Origin of the sequence: Wandonia haliotis, from assembly GCF_039523435.1 — a bacterium.
GTDB classification, from domain to species: domain Bacteria; phylum Bacteroidota; class Bacteroidia; order Flavobacteriales_D; family Crocinitomicaceae; genus Wandonia; species Wandonia haliotis.
The window spans coordinates 690433-704987 of the sequence record NZ_BAAAFH010000022.1 but is presented as its reverse complement, the minus strand read 5'-3'; the positions used below and the strand labels follow the sequence as shown (position 1 = coordinate 704987).

General features: G+C 40.3%; 7 protein-coding genes. All 7 read left to right on the top strand.

Going from position 1 to position 14555, the window contains the following annotated elements; genetic code table 11:
* The first annotated feature begins 77 nt into the window (after positions 1-77).
* The 7 genes from ABDZ97_RS15875 (at position 78) to ABDZ97_RS15845 (ending at position 14512) form a co-directional block, all read left to right on the top strand.
* The gene (locus tag ABDZ97_RS15875; RefSeq protein WP_343790055.1) at positions 78-3365 is read left to right on the top strand and encodes a hypothetical protein; all 3288 of its coding nucleotides are present in this window, start codon (positions 78-80) and stop codon (positions 3363-3365) included.
* A gap of 37 nt (positions 3366-3402) precedes the next feature.
* Positions 3403-4581: a M20 metallopeptidase family protein gene (locus ABDZ97_RS15870; RefSeq protein ID WP_343790051.1), complete on the top strand. Its 1179-nt coding sequence runs from the start codon at positions 3403-3405 to the stop codon at positions 4579-4581.
* Between the two features lie 7 nt (positions 4582-4588).
* Positions 4589-5029 carry a hypothetical protein gene (locus tag ABDZ97_RS15865; protein ID WP_343790048.1) on the top strand — a complete coding sequence of 147 codons (441 nt, stop codon included), beginning with the start codon at positions 4589-4591 and terminating at the stop codon, positions 5027-5029.
* A gap of 96 nt (positions 5030-5125) precedes the next feature.
* Positions 5126-7450, top strand: coding sequence for a PKD domain-containing protein (locus ABDZ97_RS15860; protein WP_343790045.1), 2325 nt, complete (start codon positions 5126-5128; stop codon positions 7448-7450).
* A 60-nt stretch (positions 7451-7510) separates the two neighbouring features.
* A complete protein-coding gene (locus tag ABDZ97_RS15855) occupies positions 7511-9193 on the top strand; it encodes a hypothetical protein (RefSeq protein ID WP_343790042.1) in 1683 nt (560 codons plus the stop codon).
* Between the two features lie 113 nt (positions 9194-9306).
* Positions 9307-12378 (top strand): PKD domain-containing protein, encoded by a 3072-nt coding sequence (locus ABDZ97_RS15850; protein WP_343790039.1) that lies wholly within the window; start codon positions 9307-9309, stop codon positions 12376-12378.
* A gap of 148 nt (positions 12379-12526) precedes the next feature.
* Positions 12527-14512, top strand: coding sequence for a T9SS type B sorting domain-containing protein (locus ABDZ97_RS15845; RefSeq protein ID WP_343790036.1), 1986 nt, complete (start codon positions 12527-12529; stop codon positions 14510-14512).
* Positions 14513-14555: the final 43 nt, after the last annotated feature.

Genomic DNA, 14555 nt, shown 5'->3' with positions numbered 1-14555 from the left:
GTTGGGATCGTTCTCAATAACTTACTCGTCTTTTCTTTTGCTTGAAAGCAAGATGTCCTTATATTTACTTTCAGGCAATGAAACAACTAATTGGAAGTGTTTTTTTTGTTTTGCTGAATACAATTTTGTTCGGGCAATTCTATTCGGGTTCTTATCAGGAATTCGGCAAAAACCGTGTTCAGTACAATCAGTTTTTATGGAAGAACCAAAACTTTGAACGTTTTACAGTTCATTATTATCCCGGTGAAGAGAAGTTAGTGGAATACTGCGCTAAGACAGTGCATGCTGAATTACTGGAGATTGAAAAGTTCTTTGATTATCGCCTGGAAGATCGTCTGGATATCATCATTTTCGGATCTAAAGCGAAATTTAATCAGAGTAATATCGGGATTACACGTGAAAATAGTATGTCTGTTGGCGGCATGACCCGTATTGTAGGGTCGAAGTTGTTTGTGTATTATGAAGGTACACACGAACAACTGAACCGACAGATCAGAGCAACGCTGGCAGAAGTGATGCTTAATAAAATGTTGTTTGAGGGAGATTGGAAAGATGTCCTGAAAGCCAATGCACTAGCTTCTTTCCCGGAATGGTATATCAATGGTTTTGTGTCTTATATGTCACGTCCCTGGGATGCGTATGTGGAGGCTCGGGTAAAAGATGGATTTTTATCGGGTAGATACGAAGATTTTTCAAGATTGGAGGGAGAAGAAGCTGAGATTGCAGGTCATGCTATGTGGCACTTTATAGATATTACTTTTGGTAAAGAAGTGATTCCTAACATCGTTTATTTGACACGCATTACGCGCAATCCTGACAGGGGATTTACCAACGTAATTGGCGGAGGTGTTAATGAGTTGATCAGGACGATGGCCGATTATTACAAGTCGGAATATGCAAAGGAGGTAGTCACACAGGATGATCCGGATACGGAAGAGGAGGTTTTTAAAAGGAAAAAAGGTCGGATTTATTATGGATTTAAAGCCAGTCCGGATGGTCGTTTTCTGGCATACGTGGAAAATCATTTGGGAAAGTATAAAGTGAAATTACTTGATCGAAGTAGCAGGAAGACAAAAACGATTTTCAGTGCTGAACCCAGGTTATACCGAACCATTGATCGCTCTTTTCCAACTTTAGCCTGGCACCCGCAGAGTGCTGCGCTGGCTTTTGTTACCGAACGAAAGGGAGAATTGCGGTTATATATTCATACACTGGAAGATGGAAAGAATACCAAAAGAGTACTACATAACCTGGATAAGGTTCTGAGTATGGACTATTCGGATGATGGAAAAATGATGGTGTTTTCAGGAGTGTCGCATGGTTATACCGATTTGTATTTATATTCCTTACAGGGAAATTCACACAAGAAATTAACAGATGATATTTGGGATGATACCCATCCGCGCTTTGTTGAGAACTCTACCCGCATTATATTTAGTTCCAATCGGATGTCGGATACAATCTATAATACAGGTGCCGATCCTGAAATTCAACCCATCAAAAAGAGGAGAGATATTTTTATTCTGGATCTTAACGGATACGATAAAAGCCGGGTAAAATTACTTCGGATAACAGATACACCTTTTGCCGATGAGGTATTTCCGATTGAGTACTCAAAAGGAGAGTACGCCTTTTTGTCGGATGAAAGTGGAGTATATAATGTATACCGGGCAAAGAGGGATTCTGTAATTACTCATATAGATACAGTTGTTCACTATAATTATTTCTCTTTAATTCGGCCGGTAACCAATTGGAATAGTTCTATTCTGGAAATTGAATACGATGATAAAGCGGGTAAACTACTGGCACTGATTAACAGGAACCGTAAATACAAACTAGTCAGGGCAGACGGAGAAAAGGAAGTAGAAACTCCGGTCGATGTACGTTTTAAGCAAGAAGAGCGGATAAGAGAAGAGCAGCGTAATAGCAATACAGTTACTAAGCAGGTAGAAACTGTTTTTGATTATCAATCACAGAAGGATAGTATTGAAGGAGGGAAGTTGGGACATATTCGTATCGAAACCCGTGAAGAGGATAGCTTGTACCGAAAACGTGTAGCTGTTATCGGTCGGAAAAAGCAGCAAAATGGATTTGTCTACAAGGAAAGTGCTAAGGGAAATAAGAACGAAGAAGATATATATGCCTATGAAAAACCGCGCGAGGTAGTTTATTCGGTCAACTTTGCCAAAGATTTTGTGGTTGCTCAACTGGATAATCAGTTTATGAGCCAAGCCTACCAACGATACTCGGGTCCCGGAACGATGTTTTTTAATCCCGGACTTAACGCACTGGCTAAAGTCGGTTTCAGTGATGTGTTTGAAGACTATAAGTTAGTAGGGGGTATGCGCATCCCTTTTGATCTGGCTTCAGGAGAGTTTTTGGGAGAAGTTTACTTTTTGAAGAAACGATTGGATCACCGATTGATTTTATACCGACAGTCTCTCCGTGATAGGGATAGAAATACAGGAGCTGTTTTTAAATGGGCGATTCATGAGGTGAAACATTTTATGTCGTATCCGTTTTCTGAAACCTGGAGTTTGAGAGGAATATACGGGTATCGTTTTGACCGAAATACCATTCTCGCAGTGAGTGATCAGACACTTGCTGAGCCAACAAGAGATTACCATCAGGCAAGTGCCCGGATTGAGCTTGTTTTTGATAATGCCAGAAAGTTACAGTTAAACATACAGGCAGGTACAAAATTCAAGTTTTTTGTAGAATACATGAATCAGTTTAGTCCCTATGGAAATACTTTGAATATTGGTCTTGATTTTCGGCATTACCAACGTTTGTTTAAGAACTTTATCTGGGTGAATCGACTGGCAGGAGCGACTTCATTAGGAAATCAACGACTTGTGTATTATATGGGAGGCGTGGATAACTGGATGATCCGTCCGAATCCACACTTTGATCAGACTGTTGAAGTAGACCCGAATCAATCCTATGGATATCAGACTTTAGCCAGCCCAATGCGCGGTTTTTTGCAAAACTCAAGAAATGGAAACTCATTCGCAGTCTGGAATTCTGAATTGCGTTTGCCTGTTGTTTCTTTTTTCTCTAAGTATCCGGTCAAGAGCGAATTTCTCAGGAGTTTTCAAATTATAGGGTTTATGGATCTGGGAACAGCATGGACCGGACCACACCCCTATTCACCGGAAAATTATTTCAATACACAAGTGATTGAACAAAAACCGATCACCATAAAGATAAAAAATGCCAGAGAACCATTAATTTTAGGTTTTGGAACAGGTCTTAGAGCCATGTTGTTCGGTTATTTTATGCGACTGGATTTTGGATGGGGCTTAAATGACGGAGTAGTTGCAAATCGACCCCGTGTACAGTTCTCTTTAGGATTTGATATTTGATCGTTACCGAATATAGAATAGCAGAGAAAGAAAAAGTATGACAAATCAGGAGATAAAACAGGCAGTAGAAAACGTGTTTGATGAGGTGGTTACGGCCAGAAGGCATATCCATCAACACCCTGAATTGTCCTTCGAAGAGTATGAGACAGCAGCTTATGTAAAGGAAAAACTCACAGCAGCAGGAATACAACCGGTAAGTATCGGTAGAACGGGAGTGGTTGCAGTAATTGCACCTGAAGGGATGGAGAATGAGCCTTGTTTGGCGTTACGTGCTGATTTGGATGCATTACCTATTCATGAACAATCAGGAGAGAGTTTTTCGTCCGGGAAACCGGGAGTGATGCATGCTTGTGGTCACGATGTACATACGGCTGTTTTATTAGGAGTAGCCAAAATTGTACAGGAAAATAAAGAACAACTCCGGCGACCGGTAAAATTTATTTTTCAACCCGGAGAAGAAAAGTTGCCGGGAGGAGCCTCTGTTCTGATAGAAGAGGGAGTGTTGGAAAATCCCCGGGTAACAGAAATTTTGGGCTTACATGTTTTTCCTGAACTTGAACAAGGAAAAGTAGGTTTTAAACCAGGGATGTATATGGCTTCCTGTGATGAAATATTTATTACAGTTAAAGGAAAGGGAGGGCATGGAGCAATGCCACATCAGGTTATTGATCCTGTTCTTATAGGAAGTTCTATTGTCGTCCAATTGCAACAGATTGTTAGTAGATCTTGTGATCCTAAAATACCCTGTGTACTTTCGTTTGGACATTTTGAAGCACTTGGAGCAACCAATGTGATTCCGGATCAGGCCTTTCTGAAAGGTACTTTTCGTACGATGAATGAGGAGTGGCGCTCCAAAGCACATGAGTTGATCCGAAAACAGGCTGATTTTATCGCCCGGTCAATGGGGGGAGAGGTAGATGTTGTTATTGACAAGGGGTATCCGTTTCTTGAGAACAATGAGGAAATAACCGGACAGGTTAAGAAGTGCGCAACAGAAATACTCGGAGAGGTGAACGTTGTTGATCTTCCAATACGACTAACAGCAGAGGACTTTAGTTATTACTCTCAGGAAGTTCCGGCCTGTTTTTTTCGAATGGGAACGCGAAATGAAGCTGTAAATGCCATCTTTGGAGTGCATAATAGTAAATTTAAAGTAGAAGAAGAGGCGCTGAAGTCAGGAATGGCTGTATTTTTGTCCTACGTTTTCACAAAATAAAAGAAGCATGAAGAAGTTTACCTTTACACTATTGACAGCAGTACTAGTTGTTTCTTGTAATAAAGATAAAAAGGCGATTAAGGAAATAGATGGGCAATGGAAAGAAATTCGGTCTGAAATTATTGCCGGAGAATCCGTTTTGGAGAGTGAAATTGACCCATTGTATATGGGAGGTGATTTTTATTTCTATACATGTAATTCGAAAAAAGAAGCCTATTGTGATTTGCTGATTAAGTATTATAGTGAAGAGGATACGGCTTTTGTTGATTTCCCTTATGAGTTTATTATTAAGGATAAAGTTGATTCTTTGTTAATAAAAGAAGGGGTGATTGATACCGCTTATGTGAACCGGTTTAAAATTGAAAGTATAGGAGAAAATGATCTTGTCCTGCGACAAGAAATTAGCGGAGATACTGCCTATCAGCGTGTTTTCAGTAAGATAGAATAGATGATTGTCCCGTTTTTGTCCGCATAGTTATTTGACTGAAGTAGTTTATTATTATTTCTTTGTTTTTACATCATCAAATTAAAAAGAGCTACTTCTATGTCAGGCAAATATTTGTTTCATATTGTGTTCTGTTTGCTCTGGTCCGGGTTGAGTTTCGGACAGTGTGGATCAGGTTTCCAACCTTTGAGTTTGGGAAATGATACGGTTATTTGTCAGGGGCAACAAATCACGTTAGGTACTCCGAATATTTATGATTCTTATTTGTGGAATACGGGAAGTCGTAGCTCTTCAATTACAGTTTTAACTTCAGGAACGTATTCACTTACCGTGCAGAAATTACAGGGAAATGTTGTGCAGAATGGTGATTTTTCGGGAGGAAATGTAGGCTTCCAAAGTGATTATATCGTTGGTCCCGGTGGAACATGGGGGCTGCTTTCTGATCCGGGAACTTTCGCAGTTACGTCTAACTCAAGTCTTGTACACAATAATTTTTCGTATTGCTTTGATCATACATCGGGAAATAGTTCCGGATCAATGCTGGTTGTAAATGGTTCGGATGTTCAGAATGAAGTTGTTTGGAAACAGACTGTTACCATCTCTCCGAATACGGATTATCAATTTTCTGTTTGGGCAGCATCTGTTGTTGCAGATAATCCGGGGACGCTACGGTTTATGATTAACGGAGTACAAGTTGGTGCTCAACTCAATCTCCCTTGGTCAACCTGTAACTGGCAGCAGTTTTTTGTTACATGGAATTCAGGGGTGAATACAACAGCAGAGATTGCTATTATTAATCAAAACACATTAGATGCCGGAAATGACTTTGCATTGGATGATATTACATTCAGACCGGTCTGTACCTCTACAGATGCTATCAATGTCACAGTAGAAGCTCGTCCGGTGGTAAATCTGGGGCCGGACCAGACAATCTGCCGGGGTGAATCGGTTACTTTTGATGCTGCACAATCAAATCCGGCCACATACCAATGGAATACAGGTCATGTAAGTAGTGCAATTCAGACAGATACAGCGGGACTTTATCAGGTGACAGTTACATCGCCGAACGGATGTGTGGCTTCGGATAATGTGAACGTGGCAGTGGAAGAACGTCCGGATGCAGGAAGTGATGCGTATGTTCAGTTTTGTAATAGTTCAAATCAGGTAGACCTGGTCGATCATCTGGCTTCGGGGATTACTCAGGATGGTAGCTGGTCAACGCAGAATCCTGTGCTGAACGGAAACCTGTCTGCAAATGGAATACTCAATTTATCCTCCGTATCCGGTGATTTTGATGTGATTTATGTAAAACAGGGAACGTTTTGTCCGAATGACACTTCACATTGGCAGTTGTCAATCGCGGAGCAGCCTGTAGCCGGAAATGATGTGAGCCTACACCTTTGTAACAGTAGCGATTTCAATACCTCGTTGTTTAGTTTGTTAGACATAGTACAACCATCTCAACAAGGACACTGGGTGGTTGATCCTATAGTAGGAGGTGCATTTGATACAGCAAACGATTTGCTTTCACCTGAATTGATCCCCGAAGGGAATTATACAATTTCATACGTTCTCGAAGCAGAAGGAGTATGCATGAATGATACAGCTTCACTTAACCTACAGATTTCATCTGTTCCTGTAATACAATTCTCAAGTGATAAAACAAGAGGATGTGAAGAGTTGACAGTGAGTTTTGTAAATGAGACTATTGCCTCTCCAAATACAACCTATAGCTGGCAACTGTCTGACGGGTCACAATATACTGCAGATAACTCATTTACACATGTTTTTCCCGTTGCCGGTTGTTACGATGTGGCACTTACAGCGGTGACAGATGGCTTATGTGTGGCAACAGGGTCTGTTAGTAATATGATTTGTGTAGATCCGTTACCGGTGGCAGATTTTTCCTATGGTCCGCAACAGGTATACTCTGACTTTCCTGAAGTAAACTTTACAAACAACTCTACGCTCAACTATACAAATGAATGGGATTTTGGGGATGGGCAGGGGAATACTCAGGAAAATCCATCTCATGTTTATGAACAGGGAGTCGCAGCTGATTATACAGTAACGTTGGTTGTTGTAACAGATGCCGGATGTTCAGATACGACTACTCAGGTCGTCGAAGTAAGAGAACAATTATTGTTTTTTGTTCCGAACGCATTTACACCTGATGAAGACAAATTTAATCCTGTTTTTCGCCCGGTTATGACAGCAGGGTTTGATCCTAATGACTATGAATTAACCATTTATAACAGATGGGGAGAAATTGTATTTTCATCCATGAATCCCTCCGTGGGATGGGATGGCAATTTCGGAGGTAATATGTGTCCGGACGGTCTTTATTTATGGACTTTAAAATTTGGTCACGAATTCAAAGACAACGTATTTTTTTATAAAGGACATGTAAGTCTCATTCGGTAATTTACTATCAATTTTATTTTTTCAGATCAACCATTTACTATTTTGCTTTAACTTTACATTATGTCTAAGTTATTTATTGTAAAGGGCTTCCCCGATAAAATGTTGGTATTGCGTTCGTTTTTTATCTTATCTTTTATTTGTTCTTTTACAGGAGCTTATGCTACAGTGAATGATACGGTATTCACTGAAAACTCAGCAATTAAACTTTACGATTACTGGTTGGTATCAAATAGTAGTTCTGCAAATGACATGGCTGCCAATATCATTCGTGTAAATCATTTTGATAATGATTCCAGCCTGATAAATTTTATTACATATACTTCAGAAAGAGTTTCGGAACAAGACGGAATTTATGGTCTGGCCAATTACTATTATCAGGTAGGAAATACATTTTTCAGGAAGGGAAAGTTTTTTGAAAGTATAGAATCATTTTTGAGGAGTAAATCAATCATTGAAGAGAATAACTTACAGGAAATGGGGGTCTATTCTGAGTTATGTGATAAACTAGGGCATATTTTTTATTTTTTCGGAGATTATGAAAAAGCGCGGGATTTTTTGTTGATCTGGCACAAACATCCGGTTAAATTAAGCGATAAGCCTCAAAATGTGTATAATACAATGGGGTTGGTATATGCCGGACTTATGGAATATGACTCCTCGAATTACTATTACAATATCGGTATTGATAAAGCTGTTACGTTGGATAGTAAGGTTTGGGTAGGGCTTATTTCGGGTAATATAGCAGCAAATTATAAACAAATGGGACTACTTGAAAAAGCACTGGAACTGTTTTATGTCGATTACGAATACAGTCTTGAATCTGGAAATTATATAAGTGCAGCAAATGTTCAGGTTTCAATTGCCCGTTATAATATAGATCTGGAGAATTGGGAAGAGGTGAAAAGATGTCTTGACGAAGCAAAAGACTTATTTATTAAGGCAAACGAGAAATTACCCTACACATATTATATCGTGAGAAGTATGTATCATGCTTCTGAAGGGGTTTGTAAACAATCATTGAATGATTACCAACAAGCAATGCGTATTAAAGATGAGATGCAGAGAGACTGGGATGACGCAAGGTTGAAATCGGTAGAACTTCGTTTGTTTGCTGAGAAAAAGGAGGCTGAAATTAGCTTTTTGAAGGAAGAGAGTGAGCGGGAATCGAGGTTGGTTTGGTTTGTAATAGTTACAAGCATTGTTGTTCTTCTTTTTCTAACCGTTTTAATTCGGCAGGAACAACTAAAACGTAGAAAAGACAGGAGTATACTTGAGTATAAGGCAAAACTGGCTAATGAAGAACTGGAGAACGCAAGAGAAAGTATCAATCAGTTACTACGGAGTATTAATGATAAAAACAGATTCATTCGGGATTTGAGTTCTGAGGTTGAAAAACTGAATGAAAAGAACGAAGACGAAGAACTGAAGCAGGAAAAACTGGAATTGCTTGAAAAATTACAGGATTACACTTTGCTAACCGAAGAAGACTGGATCGGATTCAGAAAGATTTTTGAAAAATTGCACCCGCGGTTTTTCGATACCTTACTTAAGAATTTTCCAACACTTACTAATGCAGAAATGCGAATGGCTTGTTTAATCAGACTAAACTTATCGAATGCTGAAATGGCAAGCACATTGGGGATATCTCCTGATTCGGTTCGAAAGACAAACCTGCGATTGAGAAAAAAGATGGAAATCAACTCTCAGGATGAACTAATCGACTATGTTTTCTCTATTGAATAGTACTGAAAGCCTGTAAAAGCGCTGATTTTTAATTGTCCCGCTTTTGTCCCTGTCATCTGTTAGGAACGAGATTGTGTTCTTAATAGATTTGGTAGATATCAAAATTAGTACTTATGAAAAGAATTACTTCTACGCGCAAAAATCGATGGCTTAAGTCGGTGGCTGCTGCTTTTTTTATGGTAACCGGTTTGGGAGTACACGCCCAGACAACCTATCAAATAGGAACCGGAACCACGACCTCTTCATCAAACCCGATTGCACCATATTACGGATATTCATATTCACAGCAGATTTATTTACAAAGTGATATGGTAAGTGAAGGAGCTACTATGGGTACAATCTCAACAATCAGATTTTATTTCCAGAGTGGTTCGTTAACTAATTCTACAAACTGGACTGTATACATGGGGAATACATCAAAAAGTGTATTTGACGGAGGTTCTGATTGGGTGCCGGTAAGTGAAATGGCACAAGTTTTTTCAGGAACAATAACGTCGCCTGGTGCCGGAAACTGGGTAGATGTTGTACTTTCTACACCTTTTAACTGGAACGGAGCAGATAACCTGGTTATTGCAGTTGACGAGAACGAAGATGGGTATACTTCTAATTCAAGTTGGGGGGCTACGTCTGTTGGAAGTAACAGAGGACTATACTTTCGTTCAGATGGAGTAAACACAGATCCAGCTTCTCCGGATGCCGGAACCCGGGTTTCCACCATTCCAAATTTACAGTTTGATTTGACGCCTGCGCCGGACTGTACTACTCCTGCAGCTCAGACTATCTCAGTTACTGGTGCTCCTTGTATAGGAGGGAATATCCTTTTACAGGGGGATACAGACGAATTTTATGCCGGACAAGGCCTTCAATGGCAGTTTTTAGATAACGGAACATGGACGGATATTGATGGAGCTACTGATCTTACTTATGCAGTAGAAGGAATACAGGAAACTACGTCTTATCGACTTGTAAGTGCTTGTGAGCTTTCAATGGAAGAGTCTATTTCAAATGAGTTGGAGATTATAGTTAACCCATTGCCGGAAATCACACTAAATGCAGCAAGTTATACTTTTTGTAGTGGGGAGTCTGCAGTGATGACTGCTTCAGGTGGAGATACATATTCATGGGAACCATCAACAGCATTGACAGCAACAACTGGAGATATGGTAGGAGCCTCTCCGTCAACCGCAACAAGTTATACAGTTACAGGAACAGATGCAAATGGTTGTGAAAATACGGCAACGGCAATTGTTATGCCTTTAAGTGAAGTAGCTGTATCAGCAAGTGTTTCACCGGCTGAGAATTGTACGGCAAATGATCCGGTTACGTTTGAAGTATCGGGAACTCCTGAATCTGTTTCCGGAATGGGGCAATGGGAGTATAGATGGTTAGAAGAAGATGGAGAGACAGTAGCATTGGATTGGACGACTTCCAACCAGTACATTTTCGTTCCGAATCAGGATGGTGTTTACACGTTCTACTATCAATTGAGAAGTTCTTCTTGTCCTTCTGATTATATTGATTCTGTAGCAGTAAGTGCTATTATTGGTTTTGGAACAGAGTCTTCTGATTTGGTTCACGTTGACTGTAATGTACCTGAAGGATCTATTTCGTTGATAAATGCATTTGGTCAGTCTGGAATGCAGGAGTTTTATGCAAATGATTTTGAGGTAGATGCGGGTGAAAATACGGTGCTGTATGGAAATGCATCGATCACAGACGGTCGAATGGTGATAACATCTTCAGCTACCTCGTTAAAAGGAGCCTTTGCTGTTGAGAATCCGGGAGTTGCTTTAAGTGGAGATCTTTCTGTGTCATTCAATCTGACAGCAGATTTACCAATCAATAATTATAATACTGGTGGTGCAGATGGTATCACATACTCTTTTGCAGATAATGCAGACTATTCGACTTACCAAAATGTTGTTAATGGTAGAGGAAATAAACTTCGTGTTTGTTTTGATGCAGCTCCTAATGGAACTGAGAATGGAAATGAGCCTGGAATTTATGTAGTGTACGGATGGAATGGAACGAACGCATTTGGTCCTGCCAGTTCCGAAGTACTGGCTTACTCTGACAATATCAGCTTGTGGAAAAACAGAACAGATGTTCCTGTGGAAGTTACCGTGTCACAATTCGGGCAATTAACATTAACTGTTGATGGAGTAACTGTATTCAACTCTGTTCAGTTACCGGTAGAATATGCTCAGGCAGATAAATCTTCATGGAGACATTTTTTCTCCGCAGCTACAGGAGGAGATGCATTGCGTCATGCTATTGATGATTTGAATATCATGTATGGAACATATAGTTTCGGTATCACAGCTGAAAATGGAGGGACTCCTTCAGAATGGCAGGCATCTAGTATTTTTACTGAATTGACTCCGGGACGTTACGACGTATGGATGAGTAACCCTGATGATGCGGTATGTTCAAGAAAAATTGGAACCTATGAAATTTTAAATAATTACCCGGTTGTTGATTTTGGAAATGATACAACAATTTGTGAAGGAGAAACATTACTTCTTGATGCAGGAAATGCTGGTTCTACTTACACATGGAGTAATACAAACGAGCATTCGCAGACGATTGAAGTGGCTGAAGCAGGAAACTATATCTGTTATGTTACAAATCCTGACGGATGTTTGGGAATTGGATCTATTCAGGTTGACATTGCAGGAACTCCTCAGGCAGCTGGTATTCAGGTGCAAGGCGGTGGTTTGAATCAGTTGTTTGCTGTAGTTAATCCACAAAATACAACTTCTTACAGTTGGGATTTTGGAGATGGAACAACAATCGCCAATGGAGCTTCTGTTCAGAGTCATACATACGGAGAAGATGGAAATTATACGATTACTGTGACATTGGAAAATGAATTCGGATGTACAGAAACCGTAATTACAGAAAACATCACAGTAGAGAATGGAACAGCTTCAATCGTTTCGAATGAGACGGATAGCTCTATCAGTTTGTACCCTAACCCGGCAGCTGATTTTGTAACCGTTTTATCCGGAGATATGAATATTGAACAAATCGAAATTTATACAGTGTCAGGACAATTGGTAATGAGTTCTGTAGTTGATGCTAAAACTGTTCAGGTTGCTACAAGTAACTGGCAGGGAGGTGTATATTACGTGAAGGTAATTACGAATGGAAAAATGACAGTTCAAAAGTTGGTCGTTCAGTAGTAGTTTCATAATTCAATAGATTTAATCTGAAATAGCGGGAGTTACAGACGTAGCTCCCGCTTTTTTGTCCTGTTTTTGTCTTGCCGGCTTTTAGGATACAGAGACAGGTATGTTTTAAATTTGAGTAAAGCTAAATCACTATAAAATTATGAATACAATTAAGTTGCTTGGTGTAATGGGGTTGTCTTCGATGCTATCGTTAGTATCGATGGGACAATGTGAGAATTATCCGGATATTAATTTTGGAAATGATACATTACTTAATTGTGGTGAAACGTTGCAATTATCAGCTCCGTCTACATACGATAATTATCTGTGGAGTAATGGGTCAACTCAAAGTTCAATAGTTGTTTCTCAGGCGGGAACTTATTCCTGTCAGGGAATGGTTATGCTACAGAATGTTGTAACTAACGGAGACTTCTCTCAGGGAAATACAGGATTCACGAGTGACTATGTACAAGGGACAGGAGGTACATGGGGACAGCTTTCCTCCCCCGGAACTTACGCTATTTCATCCAATCCGAGTTTAACACATACAAATTTTGTATCGTGTAATGATCATACAGTTCAGACTTCCGCCGGCTCAATGTTTATTGTAAATGGTTCTTCGAGTTCCAATGCCGAAGTCTGGGGGCAGACCGTTCCGGTTACTCCCAACACGGATTATCAGTTTTCTGTCTGGGCGACATCCGTGGTAAGTGATAATCCCGGGATTTTGCGATTTGTAATTAATGGGCAACAGGTCGGAAATCAGTTAACACTTTCTTCTTCAACCTGCAGTTGGCAGCAGTTTTTTGTTACCTGGAATTCGGGTGCGCAAACCAGTGCTCAACTTTCCATTATTAACCAAAATATACTGGATGCAGGAAATGATTTTGCTTTAGATGATATTTCTTTTGCTCCCATTTGTACATTTACTGATAATATAACGGTTTCTTATCCTCCAAACCCTACGATAAGTGTTACCGGTGGAGGAACAATATGTGAAGGAGAGACTACAACATTGACTGCTTCAACACCTGCGCAGAATCCGGTGTTTAACTGGATGCCGGGAAATATTGATCAGGCTCAGTTAGATGTGTCACCAACTTCAACAACTGTTTACAGTGTAAATGTTACAGATGAAAATAATTGTGTTTCGTCCACTGTACAAACAGTAGTAACAGTCCGTCCGGCACCTCAGTTGACACTTACTCCGGACACATCTATCTGTTTTGGGAGTACGATAGATCTTATTGTTAGTTCTGATATCGTAGTAAATGGATACGACTGGAACAGTGGGGCACATACCGGAACGCAATGGACAATCAGCCCTGCTGATACAACACTTTACACAGTGACGGCAACATCTACCTCAAACGGATGTGTTGGCAGTGCAGAAGTGCTTGTTTCTGTAATTCCGGAATTATCAGTTGAGATTTTTGGAGATTCTGTTTTCTGTGAAGGAAGTTCGGTTGATCTTACAGCCACATCCAATGCATTAGGAACCCAGTTTTATTGGGAACCTATGAATAATCTTTCCGGTGGAACAATTACCGTTAGCGATACAGACGCTGGATGGGTGTATGTAACAGGACAGGCAGGACACTGTCCAGCTGCTCAGGATTCGATCTTCACAGAGGTTATTCCTCAACCAGATGTTTTCGTTCCGGAAGATATGGTGGTTTGTCCGGGCGAGACCATTTCTCCTGTAGTGACATCTTCACATCCGGCAGCTGAGATTATATGGGCAATTGGAGTAGAGGGAGGTAATCCACAAATTAAGATTCAGGACAATACAATGTTGTTGGTTTATGCAGACCTGTTCGGATGTGTGTCGGAAGTTGATTCCTTTTACGTTTCCGTGTCAGGTGTTTGCGGGTTAGACGTACCTAATGTTTTTACGCCTAATAAGGATGGTGCTAATGATGCATTCAGGTTAATTACCTATGAAGGTATTGAAGAGCTGGAAGTAACCATCTTTAATCGATGGGGGAATACGGTGTTCCAGGCTGACCATCCGGATTTCCTATGGGATGGAACTGATGCAGGAGGACGTGAGTTAATAAACGGAACTTATTTTTACAAAATAGTAGCACGCTCATCATCAGGTGAAGAGTTTGATAAACACGGATTTGTACAGCTGGTGCGTTAAAGGATAAAACCGGGACACTATTGTCCTGCTCTTGTCCCGCTGT